Annotated in this window: 19 protein-coding genes and 1 pseudogene; 7 read left to right on the top strand and 13 right to left on the bottom strand. The window is 70.0% G+C overall.

Going from position 1 to position 20,254, the window contains the following annotated elements; translation table 11 throughout:
* Positions 1-25: 25 nt before the first annotated feature.
* From GCN81_RS22110 to GCN81_RS22095, 4 genes are all read right to left on the bottom strand, one after another.
* A complete protein-coding gene (locus tag GCN81_RS22110) occupies positions 26-1,042 on the bottom strand; it encodes a M56 family metallopeptidase (protein WP_156726408.1) in 1,017 nt (338 codons plus the stop codon).
* The gene (locus tag GCN81_RS22105) at positions 1,039-1,458 is read right to left on the bottom strand and encodes a BlaI/MecI/CopY family transcriptional regulator (RefSeq protein WP_156726407.1); all 420 of its coding nucleotides are present in this window, start codon (positions 1,456-1,458) and stop codon (positions 1,039-1,041) included. The genes GCN81_RS22110 and GCN81_RS22105 overlap by 4 nt, the downstream gene beginning before the upstream one ends.
* A 31-nt stretch (positions 1,459-1,489) precedes the next feature.
* Positions 1,490-2,407 (bottom strand): ion transporter, encoded by a 918-nt coding sequence (locus tag GCN81_RS22100; protein WP_156726406.1) that lies wholly within the window; start codon positions 2,405-2,407, stop codon positions 1,490-1,492.
* 171 nt (positions 2,408-2,578) lie between these two features.
* Positions 2,579-3,013, bottom strand: coding sequence for a GNAT family N-acetyltransferase (locus tag GCN81_RS22095; protein WP_156726405.1), 435 nt, complete (start codon positions 3,011-3,013; stop codon positions 2,579-2,581).
* A gap of 160 nt (positions 3,014-3,173) precedes the next feature.
* Here GCN81_RS22095 and GCN81_RS22090 point away from each other — a divergent pair, with 160 nt between their 5' ends.
* Positions 3,174-3,944, top strand: a complete 771-nt coding sequence (locus GCN81_RS22090) for an SDR family NAD(P)-dependent oxidoreductase (RefSeq protein ID WP_156726404.1) — start codon at positions 3,174-3,176, stop codon at positions 3,942-3,944.
* Complete coding sequence (locus GCN81_RS22085; protein ID WP_156726403.1) at positions 3,934-4,122, top strand: hypothetical protein; 189 nt, start codon at positions 3,934-3,936, stop codon at positions 4,120-4,122. The genes GCN81_RS22090 and GCN81_RS22085 overlap by 11 nt, the downstream gene beginning before the upstream one ends.
* Positions 4,123-4,178: 56 nt before the next feature.
* Here the strand turns inward: GCN81_RS22085 and GCN81_RS22080 are convergent, their stop codons facing one another.
* The gene (locus GCN81_RS22080; protein WP_156726402.1) at positions 4,179-5,372 is read right to left on the bottom strand and encodes an RtcB family protein; all 1,194 of its coding nucleotides are present in this window, start codon (positions 5,370-5,372) and stop codon (positions 4,179-4,181) included.
* Between the two features lie 162 nt (positions 5,373-5,534).
* Here GCN81_RS22080 and GCN81_RS22075 point away from each other — a divergent pair, with 162 nt between their 5' ends.
* The 3 genes from GCN81_RS22075 (at position 5,535) to GCN81_RS22065 (ending at position 8,992) form a co-directional block, all read left to right on the top strand.
* Positions 5,535-6,440, top strand: a complete 906-nt coding sequence (locus GCN81_RS22075; RefSeq protein WP_156726401.1) for a DUF3558 domain-containing protein — start codon at positions 5,535-5,537, stop codon at positions 6,438-6,440.
* Between the two features lie 135 nt (positions 6,441-6,575).
* Positions 6,576-7,448: a DUF3558 domain-containing protein gene (locus GCN81_RS22070; RefSeq protein ID WP_156726400.1), complete on the top strand. Its 873-nt coding sequence runs from the start codon at positions 6,576-6,578 to the stop codon at positions 7,446-7,448.
* 47 nt (positions 7,449-7,495) lie between these two features.
* Positions 7,496-8,992, top strand: a complete 1,497-nt coding sequence (locus GCN81_RS22065) for a DUF2637 domain-containing protein (RefSeq protein ID WP_156726399.1) — start codon at positions 7,496-7,498, stop codon at positions 8,990-8,992.
* A gap of 93 nt (positions 8,993-9,085) precedes the next feature.
* Here GCN81_RS22065 and lysS read toward each other — a convergent pair whose 3' ends face one another.
* On the bottom strand, positions 9,086-10,822 hold the full coding sequence (lysS, locus tag GCN81_RS22060) for a lysine--tRNA ligase (protein WP_156726398.1): 1,737 nt from the start codon (positions 10,820-10,822) through the stop codon (positions 9,086-9,088).
* A gap of 171 nt (positions 10,823-10,993) precedes the next feature.
* Here lysS and argS point away from each other — a divergent pair, with 171 nt between their 5' ends.
* The gene (gene argS / locus GCN81_RS22055) at positions 10,994-12,820 is read left to right on the top strand and encodes an arginine--tRNA ligase (protein WP_156726397.1); all 1,827 of its coding nucleotides are present in this window, start codon (positions 10,994-10,996) and stop codon (positions 12,818-12,820) included.
* A gap of 66 nt (positions 12,821-12,886) precedes the next feature.
* Here argS and GCN81_RS22050 read toward each other — a convergent pair whose 3' ends face one another.
* The 3 genes from GCN81_RS22050 to GCN81_RS22040 all read right to left on the bottom strand — a co-directional run bounded on the left by GCN81_RS22050 (position 12,887) and on the right by GCN81_RS22040 (position 14,528).
* The gene (locus GCN81_RS22050; RefSeq protein WP_231626906.1) at positions 12,887-13,444 is read right to left on the bottom strand and encodes a Uma2 family endonuclease; all 558 of its coding nucleotides are present in this window, start codon (positions 13,442-13,444) and stop codon (positions 12,887-12,889) included.
* Positions 13,445-13,582: 138 nt separating this feature from the next.
* The gene (locus tag GCN81_RS22045; RefSeq protein ID WP_156726395.1) at positions 13,583-14,155 is read right to left on the bottom strand and encodes a dihydrofolate reductase family protein; all 573 of its coding nucleotides are present in this window, start codon (positions 14,153-14,155) and stop codon (positions 13,583-13,585) included.
* Positions 14,156-14,231: 76 nt separating this feature from the next.
* Entirely contained in the window at positions 14,232-14,528 is a 297-nt protein-coding gene (locus tag GCN81_RS22040; RefSeq protein ID WP_156726394.1) for an SCO0607 family lipoprotein, read from the bottom strand.
* 241 nt (positions 14,529-14,769) lie between these two features.
* On the opposite strand from GCN81_RS22040, the gene GCN81_RS22035 reads away from it, so the two are divergent.
* The gene (locus GCN81_RS22035) at positions 14,770-15,699 is read left to right on the top strand and encodes an NAD(P)-dependent oxidoreductase (protein ID WP_156726393.1); all 930 of its coding nucleotides are present in this window, start codon (positions 14,770-14,772) and stop codon (positions 15,697-15,699) included.
* A 21-nt stretch (positions 15,700-15,720) separates the two neighbouring features.
* Here the strand turns inward: GCN81_RS22035 and hemB are convergent, their stop codons facing one another.
* From hemB to GCN81_RS22015, 4 genes and pseudogenes are all read right to left on the bottom strand, one after another.
* A complete protein-coding gene (gene hemB, locus GCN81_RS22030) occupies positions 15,721-16,713 on the bottom strand; it encodes a porphobilinogen synthase (RefSeq protein WP_156726392.1) in 993 nt (330 codons plus the stop codon).
* A gap of 103 nt (positions 16,714-16,816) precedes the next feature.
* A complete protein-coding gene (locus GCN81_RS22025; protein WP_156726391.1) occupies positions 16,817-18,499 on the bottom strand; it encodes a bifunctional uroporphyrinogen-III C-methyltransferase/uroporphyrinogen-III synthase in 1,683 nt (560 codons plus the stop codon).
* Positions 18,496-19,455: a hydroxymethylbilane synthase gene (gene hemC / locus GCN81_RS22020; RefSeq protein WP_156726390.1), complete on the bottom strand. Its 960-nt coding sequence runs from the start codon at positions 19,453-19,455 to the stop codon at positions 18,496-18,498. Before hemC ends, GCN81_RS22025 begins: the two co-directional genes overlap by 4 nt.
* Positions 19,452-20,254, bottom strand: a pseudogene (locus tag GCN81_RS22015) (glutamyl-tRNA reductase); the annotation flags it as partial. The pseudogene GCN81_RS22015 and the gene hemC, both read right to left, overlap by 4 nt.

The following is a 20,254-nucleotide window of genomic DNA, read 5'->3' as shown; positions in this document are numbered from 1 at the left end:
CCCATATAGGTGACCGTGAGTGAACCTACCAGACGCCCCACGCGGCGACGGGCGCGTCCGGCAACGGGCAGCTTTTCGTCCCGGTCGAGGCCATGGCGGGCTGCGCCGCGACCACCAGCGGCAGTACGAGCAGCGCACCCGCCGCCAGCGCCCCGCCCCAGACGACCGCGCGGTGCAACGGCCGATGCCCGCCGAGCAACCGCCGTACCCGCCCCGCCACCTGGCCACCGGACGCCGCGAGCGAGGCCGGGGGCCCGGCCGGGGATCCAGCCGAGGACGAGCCCGCGGGCCGCCCGCCCGCTCCGGCGAGCTCCACCAGTGCCGTGGCCAGGCTCAGCGACCCGGTCCGCGCCGTAGCCGCGTCATCAGCGGCCAGCTCCACCAGCCGCCGCGTCTCGACAGCGGCCGTGCGAAACAGACTCAGCCGGGGGAACGCCCGCTCCAGCCCTTCGGCGTAGGCCAGCACCAGATGGTGGCGCTGCCGGATGTGCGCCCGCTCGTGGGCGATCACCGCGTCCAGCTCGCCCGGTTCCAGGGCCGCCAGCGCCCCTGAGGTCAGGACGACTCGATGGCCCTGTCCCGGCAGGCAGTACGCGGCCGGGCGGGCGTCCTCCAGCACGGTCACCCCGAGCCCGGCGTGCGCGCGGCCGACCACCGCGAGCACCGCGGCGTGCCGACGGCGCTCGGTCCAGGCCCGCAGCACGGCCGCGGCCAGGCACCAGACGACGCGGGCGAGTACCGCGAGGGCCAGCGCCGTACCGCTGGCGGCCACGGCGCCGCCGCCAGGTGTCCCGTACTGCTGACGCAAAGTCAGCGAACAGGCCTGAAGCAGCTCGGCCAGGCCGCCGCTGACCGGCAGCACCGGCACCGCGAGTGCGAGACCGGCCAGGACGACGGAACCGACGACCGTCGCGGTCAACGCCTGCCAGGCCCAGATGCCGAGCCGTGGAGCGCGGGCCGCCCAGTGGGTACGGGCCAGCAGCGGCGGGGCGAGCACCGCGATGAGCGCCGCGTACCCCAGCAGCAGGACCGCGACGTTCACGACCGACTCCCGGCGTCCCCCGCGCCCCGCCCCCGCTCACGCCGCTCGCGCCGTTCGCCGAGCGCCGCCCGCAGCTCGGCGACCTCGTCCTCGTCCATCGCGTCGAACAGCCGCACCAGAGTCGCCGTACGATCCGCGCCCGTCGCCCAGACCTGGTCGATCAGCGAAGCCGCGTACTCCTCACGGGACTTCGTGGACCGGTACCGGAAGGCGCGACCGTCCTTCGCCCGGGACAGCCAGCCCTTACGGTGCAGGATCTCGGTCACCGTCTGGACGGTGTTGTACGCCAGCTCCTGGGCCCGCTCCTGTGCCCGCTCGCGGTTCAGCCGCTCCAGCACCTCCCGCACCGTAAGCGGTCCGTCCGCGGCCCAAACCGCGTCCATGATCGCCTGCTCCAGCTCGCCGAAGCCCCGCATCGCTACCGCCTCCCTGCCCGAACACCAGGCGTCAGCGTACGTGCCGGTCAGCGAGGCTCTCCTCCAGGTCGTCGAGGGCGCGTCGGGCAGCGGCGATACGGTCGCGCAGTACGGCATCGGAGTCGTGGACCGGCTCCAGGTCCGCCCCATCGCCCGCCTCGTCGCCCGGCCCTCCCTCCGGCTTCTCGCCCGCCTCTTCCTCCCGCTGCTCGAGTTCGCGGGCCTCTTCGAGAGACGTGATCACGACCCCGATCAGGACGTTGACGAGGACGAAGGAGGCGAGCAGAACGTACGAGGCGTAGTAGACGAGGGTCCAGCGCGAGAGCTCCAGGCCCGCGCGTACGGTGTCGCCGAGCCCGTCCAGGGTCATCAGCAGGAAGAGGGTCAGCCCGGCCCGGCCGATGGAGCCGAACTTCTCCGGGTCGTGCGCGGCGAAGAAGACCCAGCCGACCATCGCGTACACGTACAGCAGCAGCGCGCCCACCAGCAGGAAGCTGGCGGTGCCCGGCAGGCTGCGGCCCACCGCGACCAGGACGATACGCAGTTGGGGCAGAAAGCGGGCAGCACGCATGACGCGCGCCAGGCGCAGCAGCCGCAGGATGGTGGTGTTGTCGCGGAGGCCGGGCAGCAGGGCGCAGAGGACCACGGCCAGGTCGAAGAGGTTCCACGGGTCGCGGAAGAAGTCCCGGAGGCGGTCGGCGTGCGCGCCGACCCGCAAGGCGATCTCGACGGTGAAGGCGGTCAGGAAGAGCTGCTCGATCAGCCACAGCTCCGCTTGCCAGCGCCCGGCTATCCCGCTGTACGTCTCGACGCCGAGTACGACCGCGTTGGCGAGGATGAGACCGAACACCGTGCGGGAGAACCACCGGGCCTCGGTGAGGCTTCGGCAGCGCAAGGCGACGGCCTGGCGGGTGGCGGAAGCTAAGCGGATGTCCCCGTCCTGCGTCATCGGGTAACTCTCAGCTCCCTCACCAGCATCTCCTGTGTCGGCTGTGTCGTCAGCTGGAGAAAGATCCTAAGTGAAGCCACCGCCACCCACGGGCGCCAACCACGGGCACCACCTAAGGCGAACCCGCCCAGCATGGAGCCCCGTTGGCGGGTTCAGCGGTTGTCGCCCCGCTCAGCCCTTGAGCCGCTTGGCGAAGTGGAAGGCGACGATGTCCAGGCGCTCACGCAGGTAGAAGCGGTGCGCGTCGGTGCGCTGAGTGCCGGAGTCCAGCCCGAGGATTCGGCAGCCGGATTCACGCGCGCGCTCTTCGAGGTAGGCGATCAGGCCGTGGCCCACCCCGGTGGAGCGTGCGGTGCCCGCGGTCACGAGGTCGTCTACGTAAAGCTGCCGCAGCGCACTGGTGTTGACCACGATCCGCCAACCGGCCACGCCCACGCAGCGGCCGTCCTCGGCATAGGCGGCGGTGAAGCGCAGGCCCTGCCCGTGCCCTTCCGCGTACACCTCGCGGAAGAGGTCCTCGGTGAGGTGCGGGCGGAGTTCCCGCAGGACGGGCAGTATCTCGGTGGTGAGCCTGGCGTCGCCGGGCTCAAGGTCGATGATCTTCATCGCGACAGCGTAGGCGGAATCTGCCGGCCGGACGGGGTCGGGGCGTAGACCTGTCTGGCCGGGATGGCGGTCATCATGTACGTGCCACGCGTGCGCTGAGCCTCACCCGCCCTATCCTGGCCTGGACCGCAAGGGTCGTACACACGCACGAGGAGCACTCATGACCGCCGCCGCCAGCGCCTCCCGCATCGCCGTAGTCACTGGCGCGAGCAGTGGCATCGGTGCCGCGACCGCACGGCAGCTGGCGGCCGCCGGATACCGCGTCGTGCTCACCGCACGCCGCAAGGACCGCATCGAGGCGCTCGCCGAGGAGATCAACGCCGCGGGCCACCAGGCCACGGCCTACGCCCTCGACGTCACCGACCGCGCCGCCGTCGACGAGTTCGCCACGGCCTTCCGCACCATCGGCGTCCTGGTCAACAACGCGGGCGGCGCACTGGGCGCCGACCCCGTAGCCACCGGCGACCCCGACGACTGGCGCCAGATGTACGAGGTGAACGTCATCGGCGTACTCAACCTCACCCAGGCCCTGCTGCCCGCGCTCACCGCGAGCGGCGACGGCACCGTCGTCGTCCTCTCCTCCACCGCGGGCCACGCCACCTACGAGGGCGGTGCCGGGTACGTCGCCGCCAAGAACGGCGCCCGGGTACTCGCCGAGACCCTCCGCCTGGAGATCGTCGGGCAGCCGGTCCGGGTCATCGAGGTCGCCCCCGGCATGGTCAGGACCGAGGAGTTCGCCACCACCCGCTTCCGCGGCGACGAGCAGAAGGCCGCGAAGGTCTACGAGGGTGTCGCCGAACCTCTGTCCGCGGACGACGTCGCCGAGACCATCACCTGGGCCGTCACCCGGCCCAGCCACGTCAACATCGACCTCCTGGTGGTACGGCCCCGCGCCCAGGCCTCCAACACCAAGGTCCACCGTGAGCTCTGATCCCGAGCAGGCTCAAGATCAGGACCAGGAGCAGTACCAGCACGATCGCGAGCAGCGGCACCTGGCCCAGGAGACGAAGAACGAACGCATGGTGTGGTGGTACCTCGCCTACTTCCTCTTCGGCATCCACGTCTTCGCGTTCATCATGATCTACGCGGTAACCCACGCTGACCGCTGACCGCTAACCGCTAATCGGTGATCGCTGATCGGCGCCCGGCGTGGGCCCGCCGGGCCTCAGCCCTTGACGCAGATGACCTGCTTCAGCTTCGCCACGACCTCCACGAGGTCCCGCTGCTGGTCCATCACCTGCTCAATCGGCTTGTACGCGGCCGGAATCTCATCCACGACACCGGAGTCCTTACGGCACTCCACGCCCCGCGTCTGCTCCTCCAGGTCTCGCGTCGAGAAGCGCCGCTTGGCGGCGTTCCGGCTCATCCGCCGCCCGGCCCCGTGCGAGGCCGAGTTGAAGGACTTCTCGTTGCCGAGCCCCTTCACGATGTACGAGCCGGTTCCCATCGAGCCGGGGATGATCCCGTACTCGCCGGAGCCCGCCCGGATCGCGCCCTTACGTGTGACCAGCAGGTCCATGCCCTCGTACCGCTCCTCCGCCACGTAGTTGTGGTGGGCGGAGATCTCCGGCTCGAAGGTCACCTTGGCCTTCTTGAACTCCTTGCGGACCACGTCCCGGAAGAGCGCCATCATGATGGCGCGGTTGTACTTCGCGTACTCCTGCGCCCAGAACAGGTCGTTGCGGTACGCCGCCATCTGCGGGGTCTGCGCGACGAAGACCGCCAGGTCGCGGTCGATCAGGCCCTGGTTGTGCGGCAGCTTCTGCGCCACGCCGATGTGGTGTTCGGCCAGCTCCTTGCCGATGTTCCGGGAACCGGAGTGCAGCATCAGCCAGACAGCGCCCGACTCATCGAGACAGAACTCGATGAAGTGGTTGCCGCTACCGAGCGTTCCAACCTGCTTCGCGGCCCGCTCTTGACGGAACTTGACCGCTTCCGCGATGCCGTCGAACCGCTCCCAGAAGTCGTCCCACTTCGCCGTCGGGAAGCCATGCAGCCGCCCCGGGTCAACCGGAGTGTCATGCATCCCCCGGCCCACCGGAATCGCCTGCTCGATCTTCGTACGCAGCCGGGACAGGTCTCCGGGCAGGTCGTTGGCCGTCAGCGAGGTCTTCACGGCCGACATCCCGCAGCCGATGTCAACACCGACCGCCGCAGGACACACCGCGTCCCGCATGGCGATCACCGAGCCGACCGTCGCGCCCTTGCCATAGTGGACATCCGGCATCACGGCGAGGCCCTTGATCCACGGCAGCGTCGCGACGTTCCGCAGCTGCTGCAGCGCACCCTCTTCGACCGACGCCGGGTCGGCCCACATCCGGATCGGTACCTGCGCACCGGGCACCTCTACATACGACATATCTTCCTCATTCCCCCGAAAAGTCTGAAAACGCAAAAACCGGAGCCCAGGCCAGCAAAAGAGACAGCAGACCGGCATCCACGGCTGTGCGTGCGATACACATTGTGTCCATCGACCGCCATCGGGCGGCAACTGACTTTTCAACCCGAAGGGAGCCGGACCGTGCAGCGTAGGGGGTACGTACCGAGCGCAGCGGCGCTCCTGGCGGCGCTGCTCGTGGGCTGCACCAGCGGCTCGGGGAACGGCACGTCGACCGACGACTCCAAGGGAGGTGGCTCCGACGCCGCGACGTCGACCGCCTCGTCCGGGAAACACCAAGGGCTCCCCGACCCCTGCCGCGCCGTCGACCAAGGAGCCCTCGACACGCTGCTGCCCGGTGCCAAGGAGCTGCCCGACGAGCGACGGCGGGCGGTGTACGAGGGTGCGCCCACGGTCACGTACGACATCGATCGCCGTGGGGGCTGCCGCTGGAAGTTCGAGTCGTCGGACGCCGTACGCCGTCTCCATGTCGACTTCGAGCGGGTCGTGTCGTACGACGACAAGGTGAGCGACGACGAGCGCGCCGAGAGCCTGTACGTCCGGAAGGAAACGGCGGCGGGCCTCCCCTCACCGCAGGCGGAAGAGGCGGAAGAAGAAGACCCGGGCGGCGACCCGAGCGACAAGGACGAGAAGGACGCGAAGGACGAGAAGGGCGGTGAGAGCGAGGAAGGAGACGGCGGAGAAGACGAAGGTGGCGCGAGCGACGACCCGTCCGAGACTCCCTCCAGCTCCAGTTCTCCCTCTGCCGACTCCGACTCCGACACCGACTCCGACGCCGCGAGCCCGACCGGCCTCGAGCCGCGCACCCTGAGCGACCTCGCCGATCAGGCCTTCCTCGACGACCGCCTCAAGGTCACCGGTTCGGCCGCCCGGCTTCGTACGGTCACTGTGGTGTTCCGCACGTCGAACGTCCTGGTGACCGTCGAGTACGACGAGCAGCCGACCCGCGGAACCACCGAGCCGAGCAGCAAGGAACTGCAGGACAGAGCGCGGAAGCTGGCCAGCGGGCTGGCCGGGAAGTTCAGCTGACGACCGGCACTGACCCTGCCACCGCCCGTCCCCGCCCCCTCACACATCCCCCACGGCGCCAACGCCTTCCGCGTACCGTGGCTGGGCGGACCTCCGGCCCCACCACCCCCGCACGAACCGATGAGTGAAGGAACCATGCACCGATCAGCACCGCGTATCACCCGCATACTCGCCGCCTGCGCAGCCGTACCGGTGATGCTGGCCGCGGCGGGCTGCTCCTTGCTCTCCAGCGACGACGGCGGCAGCGGGAACGGCGACGGCAAGAAGGACTCGGGTGCGCAGTCGTCCGCCGCGCCGGACTCCAGCGCGAGCAACGAGGCCCCGGCGGTGAAGGAAGGGGCGTTCAAGGTCCTGCCCGAGGCCTGCGAGACCCTGGCTGGCAAGACGATCGACGCGCTGGTGCCCGAGGCCGACCCGAAGAGCGGCAAGTCCGGCCAGTCGGACAACATCAACAAGCGCGCCCGCTGCACCTGGAACGGCGCGGACCACAAGGGCACCAAGGGCTCGCAGTACCGCTGGCTGGCGGTCTCACTGCAGCGCTTCGACTCCCACCAGACGTTCGGCAGCGGCGATGACCAGGCCAAGGCCCAGCTGGCCAAGAAGGCCGCCGAACCGGAGGCCGGTGGCGAGGCGAAGAACCTCAAGTCCAAGCCGCTGAAGGGCGTGGGCGACGAAGCCGTCCTGCTGACCTTCGACGTGAAGAAGAAGGAAGGCGACTTCAAGGACCAGCGGATCGTCGCCCGCGTCGAGAACGCGCTCCTGGTCCTGGACTACAGCGGCGCCGGTCTCGCCGGAGCCAAGACGCCGGACGCCGCCGAGATGACGAAGGACGCGACGTCCGCGGCCGAAGAGGCGGCCGCCTCCATCGCCGCCGCCAACGAGGCCGCCGACGCGGACGCCAAGGACGACGACAAGTCGTCCAAGAAGCCCGCGGCGGACGACGCGGACGACGACGCGGAGGACGGCGAGAAGGACAGCAAGAAGGACGACGCGAAGGCCGACCAGTAAGGTCTGCCGCACACACTTCGCGCAGTCGAACAGATGGGGGATCAGGGGTGGCCGCGCCACTGCACCTGACACGCACGCACCGCATATTGATCGGGGTGGTGGTCGCCGGAGCGGTCGTCATCGCGGGGATCGGTTTCGCGGGGTCGTACGCGGCGGTGCGCGACCTCGCCGAGAAGAAGGGCTTCGGCGACTTCGCCCTGGTCTTTCCCATAGGCATCGACGCGGGCATCTGCGTCCTGCTGGCCCTCGACCTCCTCCTGACGTGGATACGCATCCCGTTCCCGCTGCTGCGCCAGACCGCCTGGCTGCTCACGGCGGCCACCATCGCCTTCAACGGCGCGGCGGCCTGGCCCGACCCGCTCGGCGTCGGGATGCACTCAGTGATCCCGGTGCTGTTCGTGGTGTGCGTCGAGGCCGCCCGGCACGCGGTCGGCCGGATCGCCGACATCACGGCTGACAAGCACATGGAGGGCGTACGGTTCACCCGCTGGCTGCTCTCCCCGCTCCCCACCTTCCTGCTGTGGCGCCGGATGAAGCTGTGGGAGCTGCGCTCGTACGACGAGGTCATCAAGCTGGAACAGGACCGCCTCGTCTACCAGGCCCGGCTACGCTCCCGTTACGGCCGCGCCTGGCGCCGTAAGGCCCCCGTCGAATCCCTGATGCCGCTGCGGCTGGCCCGCTTCGGGGTGCCGCTGTCGGAGTCCGCACCGGCCGGTCTGGCCGCGGCCGGGATCGACCCGCCCGTCCTCCCGGCGGCCGCCACGAGGCCCGGAGGGCCCGGCGAGCGAGGAGAGCCAGCAGAGCCCGTACGGGCGGCAGTCCAGCCCATCGAGCAACCGCAGCACACGCACCCAGAACTAGCCCCACCGGACGACGGCCACACCCGCCAGCACCCGGCACCGCAAGCCGCCGGGCCACAGGAGCAACACTCCGACCAGACGGCACCGGCCCCGGCGGAGCCCCAGGAGGCCCCGGAGGCACAGCCACCGAACCCCTGGTTCGCGCCGCCCGTCGCACCCACCGCCACCCAGCACCCAGAACCACAGCCACAGCCCCCGTCGCTGCCCCACCCACAGCCGGGCTACGAGCGCTCATACGCCCCCGAGCCCCCGTACGACGAGTGGTACGAGCAGAACCAGCACGAGGGCGACACCGGCGGCTCCCAGACCTCCGAGTTCCCCATCCCCGCAGGCCCGGGCCGCACCCGCCCACTCGCCATCCCCGGCCAGCGCGTAGACGCCCCGCACCAGGACCAGCACCAGGACCCGGGCCCCCACCAGCCGGAGCCCGTCGAGGCAGCCGAGCCCACCGCCTCCACCCTCCCCGACGACGTCCCCCGCGAAGAGGCGTACTTCGGCGCGTTCCGCAAGTACGTCAGCGAGCACGGCGACTTCCCCAACGCCCGCCAGTTCGGGATCTACCTCCAGGACCTGTACGGCGTGACGGGCCGCACCGGCGGCCCGCTGACCGAGAGCTCACTCCGCGGCTACCTGCGCGACTTCCGCGGCCGCTACCAGCAGGAACTGGACGAGCAAATCGCGTAGCACGCGGCGCGAAAAAAGCCGGGCGGGCCCCTCAAAGAGAAGCCCGCCCAGCCACCACCACGTACGCGCAACGCGCCAGGCGCTACACGCTCCCTACGCCCCCAGCAGCTTCCGCACCCGATCCGCCCCCACCGCGAGCAGCAGCGTAGGCAGCCGCGGCCCGGTGTCCCGGCTCACCAGCAGCCGGTAGAGCAGCGCGAAGAACGACCGCTGCGCGCCCTTGATCTCCGACGGCAGCTCCTTGGGCGTGGCGTCCGGCGAGAACCCGGCCTGAACCTTCGGCACGCCGTACACCAGGTGCGTCAGCCCATCCAGCGACCAGTGCTCGTCAAGCCCGTCAAGCAGCAGCCGCAGCGACTCGCGCCCCTGCTCGTCCAGCGAGGCGAGCAGCTCCGTGTCCGGGCTGTCCCGTACGACGGTGCGCGCCTCGGCCGGAACCTGCGTGGAGATCCACGCCTCGGCCCGGTCGAGCCGCGGCCGCACCTCGTCCAGCGAGGTCAGCGGCTGCGTCGGGTCGAGCTCGGACAGGATGCGCAGCGTCTGGTCCTCGGCCCCGGCCGTGATGTCCGCGACGGAGGCCAGCGTGCGGTACGGCAGCGGCCGCGGCGTGCGCGGCAGCTCGCCCGCCGCCGTGCCGACGGCCCGCAGATACGCGGCCGCGTCGGCGGGCAGTACGGTGCCGTCGGCGACCTTGGCGGCCAGCTTGTCCCACTCGTCGTACAGCCGCTGGATCTCCTGGTCGAAGGCGATCTTGAACGACTGGTTCGGGCGGCGGCGCGCGTACAGCCAGCGCAGCAGCTGCGGCTCCATGATCTGTAGCGCGTCCGCCGGAGTCGGCACCCCGCCCTTGCTGGACGACATCTTGGCCATGCCGGAGATGCCCACGAAGGCGTACATCGGACCGATCGGCTGCTTGCCGCCGAAGATCCCGACGATCTGCCCGCCGACCTGGAACGACGACCCCGGCGACGAGTGGTCGACACCGCTCGGCTCGAAGATCACGCCCTCGTACGCCCAGCGCATCGGCCAGTCGACCTTCCAGACCAGCTTGCCGCCGTTGAACTCGCTCAGCGCCACCGTCTCGGCGTGCCCGCACTGGCAGGTGTAGGCCAGCTCGGTGCTCGCGTCGTCGTACGAGGTGACCGTGGTCAGGTCCTTCTGGCAGGCCGTGCAGTACGGCTTGTACGGGAAGTACCCGGCCGAGCCGCTGCTGCCGTCGTCCTCACTCGCCGCGCCCGACCCTTCGGCGGCCTCCAGCTCGGCCTCGTCGACCGGCTTCTGCGACTTCTTCGCGGGGGCCTTCTTGGTGCGGTACTGGGCGAGGACCGCGTCGATGTCGCCACGGTGCTTCATCGCGAACAGGATCTGCTCGCGGTACGCGCCCGAGGTGTACTGCTCGGTCTGGCTGATCCCGTCGTACTCGACGCCCATCTCGTCCAGCGCGCGGGTCATCGCGGCCTTGAAGTGCTCGGCCCAGTTCGGGTACGCGGACCCGGCGGGGGCCGGGACCGAGGTCAGCGGCTTGCCGATGTGCTCGGCCCAGGACGCGTCGACACCCGGCACACCGGCCGGGACCTTGCGGTACCGGTCGTAGTCGTCCCAGGAGATCAGGTGCCTGACCTGGTGGCCACGGCGGCGGATCTCGTCGGCGACCAGGTGCGGGGTCATGACCTCGCGCAGGTTGCCCAGGTGGATCGGGCCCGAGGGGGAGAGTCCGGACGCGACGACCACCGGTTTCCCAGGCGCACGACGCTCCGACTCCTCGATGACCTCGTCCGCGTAGCGGGAGACCCAGTCGGTTGTCTCTGTGCTCTGAGCCACGATCGACACGTCCTCTGCTTCCTGTGCTGCGTGCACTGCTGCCTGCGTACGCCATTCTCCCAGACGGATCGACCTACTCGGCCTACTCCGGGGTCGCCCGTTTCTCCCGAGAAACCGGTGGCGCGCGCATGGGAGAATCCCTACGACCCACAACCCCACCACCGACAGGAACGGCACCCCATGGCCTCGGTCCCTTCCCTTGCTTCGACGGTCCACCAGCGCCTCGCGGACGCCCTCACGGCAGCCCTGCCGGAGGCCGGTTCCGCGGACCCGCTGCTGCGCCGAAGCGACCGGGCCGACTTCCAGGCCAACGGCATCCTGGCGCTCGCCAAGAAGCTCAAGGGCAACCCGCGCGAGCTGGCGACGAAGGTCACCGACGGCCTCCCGCAGGGCGGCGAGAGTGACCTGATCAAGGAGATCGAGGTCTCCGGACCCGGCTTCCTGAACATCACCGTCTCCGACCGGGCGATCACCGAGACCCTCGCGGCGCGGGCCGCCGACTCCAGCGGCCGCCTGGGCGTCCCGTACGCGGCTGACGCCGGCACCACGGTGATCGACTACGCCCAGCCGAACGTCGCCAAGGAGATGCACGTCGGCCACCTCCGCTCCGCCGTGATCGGCGCGGCGATGGTGGAGATCCTGGAGTTCACCGGCGAGAAGGTGATCAGGCGCCACCACATCGGCGACTGGGGCACCCAGTTCGGCATGCTGATCCAGTACCTGGTCGAGCACCCGCACGAGCTGGACCACAAGGCGTCCGCCGCGCCCTCTGCGACGCCCGCGACGTCTGCGGACGCGGTCGACGACGCCTCGGGCGAAGAGGCCATGTCGAACCTGAACCGCCTCTACAAGGCCGCCCGCACCCTCTTCGACTCCGACGAGGAGTTCAAGGACCGGGCCAGGCGCCGGGTCGTGGACCTCCAGGCGGGCGACGAGGAGACCCTCGCGATGTGGGGGAAGTTCGTCGACGAGTCGAAGGTCTACTTCTACTCGGTCTTCAACAAGCTGGACATGGAGATCCAGGACCCCGACATCGTCGGCGAGTCCGGCTACAACAGCATGCTGGAGGAGACCTGCCGCCTGCTCGAGGAGTCGGGCGTCGCCGTCCGCTCCAACGGCGCGCTCTGCGTCTTCTTCGACGAGTTCAAGGGCCAGGACGGCAACCCGACCCCCCTCATCGTCAAGAAGTCCGACGGCGGCTACGGCTACGCGGCCACCGACCTCTCCGCGATCCGCGACCGTGTCTTCAACCTCAAGGCGAGCTCCCTCATCTACGTGGTGGACGCCCGGCAGTCCCTGCACTTCAAGATGGTCTTCGAGACGGCCAGGCGCGCGGGGTGGCTGAACGACGAGGATGTGAAGGCCGTCCAGCTCGCCTTCGGCACGGTGCTGGGCAAGGACGGCAAGCCGTTCAAGACCCGTGAGGGCGAGACGATCCGGCTGGTCGACCTCCTGGACGAGGCGATCGACCGCGCGACGGTGGTCGTACGCGAGAAGGACACCCGGGGCGAGCTCACGGCCGAGGAGATCGCCGAGCGGGGCGCGCAGGTGGGCATCGGCGCGGTCAAGTACGCCGACCTCTCCACGTCCGCCGCCCGCGACTACAAGTTCGACCTGGACCAGATGGTGTCCCTGAACGGCGACACGTCCGTCTACCTCCAGTACGCGTACGCCCGCATCCAGTCCATCCTCCGCAAGGCGGGCGAGGCCCGGCCGGTGGCCCACCCGGAGCTCGCGCTGGCCCCGGCCGAGCGCGCGCTGGGCCTGCACCTGGACCAGTTCGCGGAGGTCATCACGGACGCGGCCCACGAGTACGCCCCGCACAAGCTGGCCGCGTACCTCTACCAACTGGCCTCGCACTACACGACGTTCTACGCCGAGTGCCCGGTCCTCAAGGCCGAGACCCCCGCCCAGGTCGAGAACCGCCTGTTCCTGTGCGACCTCACGGCCCACACCCTGCACCAGGGCATGGCCCTGCTGGGCATCAGGACGCCTGAGCGCCTCTGAGGCGCCCGACGGAGGGCCCTGGTCCGTTCGTTCCCACGGGAACGGGGACCGGGGCCCTCCGTATGTTCAGGCGTAACGCGCCAGACCACTCGTGGCGATCTTCACCCCGAGCCCTGGAATCTCCACGTCCTCGCCGTACATCCCGCGCCTGCGTGCCTGATACTCACCCTCGCGAGGGACGGTGTAGAGCGTCCAGCTGCCGTCCCTGGGGTCGATCAGCAGATACGCGGGGATCGAGGCACCCGCGTACCAACCGACCATGTCGCGGGTGTCCTTGCTGCTGTTCCCCTTGGAGACAACCTCCACCACGAGCTCAACATCGCCCGGGTCGGCCAGCCATTCATCGGAATCGTGGAACCCGGCGTCACAGACAAGCAGGTCGGGGGTGGCGTAGTCGTCCGGGTCATCCGGCCTGGGCACCGAGGCGACCTGGAAGGGCCGCAGATGCTCGGGCAGAGTCGGCCGCAGCTGGTCGTACAGGTCATTAACGATCCCAGCGTGTTTCCCGCGCGGGGTCGGAGACATCATCAGGACTCCATAGATGATCTCGGCCCGCAGGCCACTGGCTTCTTCAGCGGCCTCGGCAGCCTTGCGCAGCGGCGTCATCTCTCGCTCCGAACTCATGAGAGTCATGATGGCCTCCCTTCCGAGCACCGCCCAGCCTAACGACGCAGCCCCGCGCGCGTCGCGGCAGCGCGACTCCCTTCCGCCGTGAAGATCATGCGCTTGCTGACCGCCCTCTCGTCGCCGTGCGCCGCGTTGTCATCGGATGACGTCAAAGACGTTCTTCTGTAGGCCGTTGGCGTACGCCTCGTGCTCGACCAGCTTCAGCTTCTGCGTGTCCTTGTCCGTGGCGCTGAAGAGCCGCTTGCCCGCGCCGAGCAGGAGCGGGAAGACGAGCAGGTAGTAACGGTCGATCAGGCCCGCGTCCGAGAGGGCGTGGTTCAGCGTGGCGCTGCCGTGCATGATGATCGGGCCGCCCTCGGTCTCCTTCAGCGCGGCGACCTCGTCCAGCGAGCGCAGGATCGTGGTCTCGCCCCAGTTCGACACCAGAGCGTCCTCGGTGAGGGTGGTGGAGACGACGTACTTCGGCATCGGCTTGTAGTCGGCGAAGTCCTCCATGTCCGGCCACACCGGACTGAACGCCTCGTAGCTGGCCCGGCCCAGCAGCATCGCCGTGGCCTCCTTCTGCTCCCGCCCCTTGATCTCGAACGCCTCGGGCAGGAACTCGATGTCCTTGAAGGTCCACCCGGAGTTCCGGTAACCGGGCTCGCCGCCCGGGCCCTCCACGACGCCGTCGAGCGAGATGAAGGCGGTGCTGATCAGAGTACGCATCACAGTTCCTAGGTATCTCGGTGTCTGACCCTCAGCGGGTTCCGTTCATCCTCTATGACTGTGGATCCAGGCGAAACTAATCGCCGGGCACCTCAATGATCTTTCCGCTCTCGTCGACGGTGTGGGTGCGCCAGTAGACGTCCCACTTGTCGTCCACGACCTTGGGGACCTTCCCCTCCGGGTAGCGGACGTACCCCTTGGGGGGCTCCTCGTCGTTGGCCACGCATGCGCTGCCGGTGGCCCCCACCGTCATGACGGGGTACTCGCCACCGGCGCAGCTCGCTTCCTCGAAGGAACATCCGGTCAGCATCAAGGCGGTCACGCTGGCCGCGACGAGACCTGTCGTGACACGAACTCGGCTGGCTGTGCGCATGGTTGACTCCCGCAGAGTGAAGGGGGTGAGCTGAACGCTCTGCGGCCAGCCTGCTAGAGGCGAGCGGATCCCTCATGAGTACATGTACTCAGAGGAATGGGTACCGCACAAAGCAACCCACCCCGGCGACGCATCCCCACCAAAAGGTGAGTACCCACTTAATAGTCGGTACTTGTCCGGGTCAGCGCGGCGCGGCGAGGATGAAGGTCATCCCGAACCGCACCGTCTGAAAGGGCTCCGCATGTCTGCGTCCACTTCCGCATCCGCGTCCACACCCGCCCCCACCCCCGCCGTCTCCGTCCTCGGCCTGGGCATGATGGGCTCCGCGCTCGCCGCCGCCCTGCTCAAGGCCGGGTACCGCACCACCGTCTGGAATCGCAGCGCCGCCAAGACCGGCCCCCTCGTCGCCCAAGGCGCCCTGCCCGCCGACTCCGCCGCCGCTGCCGTCGCCGCCAGCCCGCTCGTCATCGTGTGCCTCACCACGTACGACAACGTCCACCAGGTACTCGACCACGCCGACCTCACCGACCTCACCGACCTCCCTGACCTCACCGGCAAGACCATCGTCAACGTCACCAACGGAACCCCCGCCCAGGCAAGGGAGTTCGCCACTGCCGCCACCCAGTGCGGTGCCGCGTACATCGACGGCGGGATCATGGCCGTACCGCAGATGATCGGCGTCCCGGACTCGGGCGCGTACATCCTCTACAGCGGGGACGAGCAGGCGTACCAGACCCACCGCGCCACCCTCGCCGCGATGGCCGAGCCGCAGTGGACCGGCACCGACCCCGGGTTCGCCGCGCTTCAGGACGTGGCGCTGCTCACCGGCATGTACGGGATGATGATCGGCACGATGCAGGCCTTCGCGTTGGTGCGCTCAGCGGGGATTCCGGCCGAGGAGTTCGCCGAGCGGCTGGCCGCGTGGGTCGGCGCCATGCTGGCGAGCGTGCCGCCGGACGCCGCCGCCATCGACGCCGGTGAGCACCTGACCGACGTCTCCAGCCTCGCCGTCAACCAGGCGGCCTTCCCCAACCTCCTGCGCACCTACGCCGACCAGGGGCTGAGCACCGAACTCTTCGAGCCCTTCCAGAAGCTCCTCGACCGCGCCGTAGCCGAAGGCCACGCGTCCGACGGCCTCTCCCGCCTGGCGGACCTCATCCAGAAGCCCTGAGCGGCGCCGGACGATCCGGGCTCAGAGGCCCCGCGCCACCTCAGTAGCCCAGTACGTCAGAATCATCCCGGCCCCAGCCCGCTTGATCCCCGTCAAGGACTCCAGGATCGCCTTGTCCCGGTCGATCCAGCCCTTCTCCGCCGCGGCCTCGACCATCGCGTACTCACCGGAGATCTGGTACGCGGCCACCGGCACGTCCACCGAGGCGGCGACCTTCGCCAGGATGTCGAGGTAAGGGCCCGCGGGCTTGACCATCACCATGTCGGCGCCCTCTTCGAGGTCGAGCGCCAACTCCCGCAGGGACTCCCGGGCGTTGGCCGGGTCCTGCTGGTACGTCTTACGGTCACCCTGGAGCGAGGACCCGACGGCCTCGCGGAACGGGCCGTAGAAAGCCGACGAGTACTTTGCCGTGTAGGCGAGGATGGCCACATCCTCATGCCCTACCTGGTCCAACGCGTCCCGGACGACGCCGACCTGACCGTCCATCATGCCGCTCGGGCCCACCACGTGGGCGCCCGCGTCGGCCTGGACCTGCGCCATCTCGGCATAGCGCTCAAGGGTGGCGTCATTGTCGACCCGCCCGTCCGCCGTCAGTACGCCACAGTGCCCGTGGTCCGTGTACTCGTCCAGGCACAGGTCGGACATGACGACCAGCGCGTCGCCCACCTCGTCCCGCACATCCCGCAGCGCGCGCTGCAGAATGCCGTCCGGGTCGGTGCCCACCGTACCGGCGGCGTCCTTCTTGGCGTCTTCGGGCACGCCGAACAACATGATCCCCGAGACCCCCGCCTCGACCGCCTCGACGGCGGCCTTACGCAGGGTGTCCCGGGTGTGCTGGACGACGCCCGGCATGGCGCTGATCGGCACCGGCTCGCTGACGCCCTCCCGCACAAAGGCGGGCAGGATCAGGTCGGCCGGGTGCAGCCGGGTCTCGGCGACCATGCGGCGCATGGCGGGGGTGGTACGCAGCCGCCGGGGCCGCGCGCCGGGAAACGAACCGTACGTCGTCGTCACTGACTTCTCACCTCAGGGTGTCAAAACCTCGCCGGACGGGCTGAATTATCAGCCCGTCCGGCGAGTGAGGACAAAACGAGAGCCTACGGCCCCAGCAGAGGGACTACGTCGTAGCCCGCCGCCGCCGCGCCCCCGGCCGCCGCTCGCTCGGCCGCGTCACCGGGTCCCCCGCCTCCAGCGCCGCGTCCCGGCGGCCCGCGCCGAAGTCCGCGAGCGCCTCGGCCAGCTTGTGGACCGACGGCTCCGGAGCCATCACGTCCACCCGCAGCCCGTGCTCCTCGGCCGTCTTCGCGGTCGCCGGACCGATACAGGCGATCACGGTCACGTTGTGCGGCTTACCGGCGATACCCACCAGGTTCCGCACGGTCGAAGACGACGTGAACAGCACGGCGTCGAAGCCGCCGCCCTTGATCGCCTCCCGCGTCTCGGCGGGCGGCGGCGAGGCCCGTACCGTCCGATAGGCGGTGACGTCGTCGACCTCCCACCCAAGATCGATCAGGCCCGCGACCAGCGTCTCCGTGGCGATGTCGGCGCGCGGCAGGAACACCCGGTCAATGGGATCAAACACCGGGTCGTACGGCGGCCAGTCTTCCAGCAGCCCCGCCGCTGACTGTTCACCGCTCGGCACCAGATCCGGCTTCACACCAAAGGCGACCAGCGCGTTCGCGGTCTGCTCGCCCACCGCGGCGACCTTTATCCCCGCGAAAGCGCGCGCGTCGAGGCCGTACTCCTCGAACTTCTCGCGCACGGCCTTCACCGCGTTGACGGACGTGAAGGCGATCCACTCGTACCGGCCCGTCACCAGGCCCTTGACCGCGCGTTCCATCTGCTGTGGCGTGCGCGGCGGCTCGACGGCGATCGTCGGGACCTCGTGCGGCACCGCGCCGTACGAGACAAGCTGGTCGGAGAGCGAGGCCGCCTGCTCCTTGGTACGCGGCACCAGCACCTTCCAGCCGAACAGCGGCTTGGACTCGAACCAGGACAGCTGGTCGCGCCGGGCGGCGGCGGAGCGCTCACCGACCACGGCTATGACGGGCTGGTGTCCCTGCGGGGACGGCAGCACCTTGGCCTGCTTGAGCACCTGGGCGACCGAGCCGAGCGTCGCGTTCCACGTACGCTGCCGGGTCGTCGTCCCCGCGACGGTGACCGTCATCGGGGTGTCCGGCTTGCGGCCCGCGGCCACCAGCTCACCGGCGGCCGCGACCACCGTGTCCAGTGTCACCGACACGACCACCGTGCCGTCGCTCGCGCCGACCTCGGTCCAGCAGCGGGCCGATGCCGTACGGGCGTCGACGAAGCGCACATCGGCGCCCTGCCCGTCCCGCAGCGGCACACCCGCGTAGGCGGGCACCCCGACCACGGTCGCGACACCCGGCACCACCTCGAAGGTGATGCCCGCGGCGGCGCAGGCCAGCATCTCGTCACCGGCACCGGTGTCGAGGCCGGGGTCACCGCTCACCGCACGCACGACCCGCTTGCCGGCGCGCGCGGCCGCCATGACAAGATTGGCCGCATCCGCGGGTATGGCGTGGTCAGTTGATGACGCGTCAGCCCCTGGATGCTGCGGCATGCCGGGGGTCTCGGCGGCCGCCCGCACATGAGCGCGTACGACGTCAAGAACATCCGGATCGGCGATCAGCACATCCGCCCCGGCGAGTGCCTCGACCGCCCGCAAGGTGAGCAGTCCCGGATCTCCGGGACCGGCACCCAGGAAGGTGACGTGCCCTGGTCCAGTCGACGGTCCGTTGGACGCCGAAGGTGAAGGTACAGAGGTGGTGGGGCTCAAAGTGCTCGCTCCCCCATCAGACCGGCCGCACCCTTTGCCAGCATCTCGGCCGCGAGCTCGCGGCCCAGCGCCTCCGCTTGGTCATGCGTGTGGGGTACGGGACCGGTGGTGGACAACTGCACCAGCGTCGAGCCGTCGGTCGAGCCGACGACGCCGCGCAGGCGCATTTCCTTGACAACCTGATCGTCGGTAAGCAGGTCGGCCAGCGCACCCACAGGTGCGGAGCAGCCGGCCTCCAGGGCGGCGAGCAGGGAACGCTCGGCGGTCACGGCGGCCCGCGTGTGCGGGTCGTCGAGCTCGGCGAGCGCGGCGGCGAGCTCCGCGTTGGCGGCGGTGCACTCGACTGCCAGTGCCCCCTGGCCGGGGGCGGGCAGGACGACGTCGACCGACAGGAAGTCGGTCACCTCGTCGATCCTGCCGACGCGGTGGAGCCCGGCCGCGGCAAGCACCACGGCGTCCAGCTCACCACTGTGTACGAAGCCGATCCGGGTGTCGATATTGCCCCGGATCGGGACGGTCTCGATCCGCAGACCGTGGTTGCGGGCGTACGCGTTGAGCTGGGCCATCCGCCGCGGCGAACCGGTGCCCACGCGGGCGCCGTCCGGGAGCGCGGCGAAGGTCAGCCCGTCGCGTGCGATGAGGACGTCGCGGGGGTCCTCTCGCTGGGGGATCGCGGCCAGCGTCAGCTCGTCGGGCTGGCTGGTCGGCAGGTCCTTCAGCGAGTGCACGGCGAAGTCCACCTCGCCGCCGAGCAGCGCGTCGCGCAGCGCGGTGACGAAGACGCCGGTACCGCCGATCTGCGCGAGCTGCTCGCGCGAGGTGTCACCGTACGTCGTGATCTCGACAAGCTCGACGGCCCGCCCGGTCACCTGCCGTACGGCCTTCGCCACCTGCTCGGACTGGGTCATGGCGAGCTTGCTTCGCCTCGTCCCCAGCCTGAGTGCCTTCGGGTTCATGACCGCCCTCTATTCGGGTCGTCCGTGTGGGCTGCATCGGCCGTTTCGGCCCGGGAGACGGCGGCTACCGTCTCCGGGTCGAGGTCGAAGAGTGTCCGCAGCGCGTCGGCGTACCCGGCGCCGCCGGGCTCGCTGGCGAGCTGCTTGACCCGCACGGTCGGGGCGTGCAGGAGTTTGTCGACGACGCGTCGCACCGTCTGGGTCATCTCGGCGTGCTGCCGCTCGTCCAGGTCGGGGAGGCGGCCGCGTAGCCGCGTGATCTCGCTCTCCACGACGTCGGCGGCCATCGTACGCAGGGCGACCACGGTCGGGGTGATCTGCGCGGCCCGCTGGGCGGCGCCGAACGCGGCGACCTCGGCGGCGACGATGTCGCGCACCTGGTCGACGTCGGCGGCCATGGGGGCGTCGGCGGAGGCCTCGGCGAGCGACTCGATGTCGACGAGCCGTACGCCGTCCAGCCGGTGCGCGGCGGCGTCGATGTCGCGGGGCATGGCGAGGTCGAGGAGCGCGAGGCGGACGGGGCGCACGGTGGCCTCGCGGGGTGCGGGCACGACCGTGAGCAGCGGGTCGCCGGGGGCACGGTCCGCTTCCGGTCCGGCACTCGACGCCGCTGCCGCGGGCCGGTCCAGCGTCGAGCCGTTGTCGACCCAGGTGCCGTGCGTCCCGAGGGAGTCGGCACCGCCGACCGCGCCCGTCACGCCCGTCACGCCAGAGGAAGCGGAGGCCGAAGCCGAAGCGCTCTCAGGACCGACCGGGCACCCCGCCGCCGGAATCGCGCCGACCACGGCGTCCGAGCCCG

Origin of the sequence: Streptomyces apocyni, from assembly GCF_009739465.1 — a bacterium.
Lineage (GTDB): Bacteria > Actinomycetota > Actinomycetes > Streptomycetales > Streptomycetaceae > Streptomyces > Streptomyces apocyni.
The sequence above is the reverse complement of the archived record's forward strand: the minus strand, read 5'-3'. Positions and strand labels throughout refer to the sequence as shown.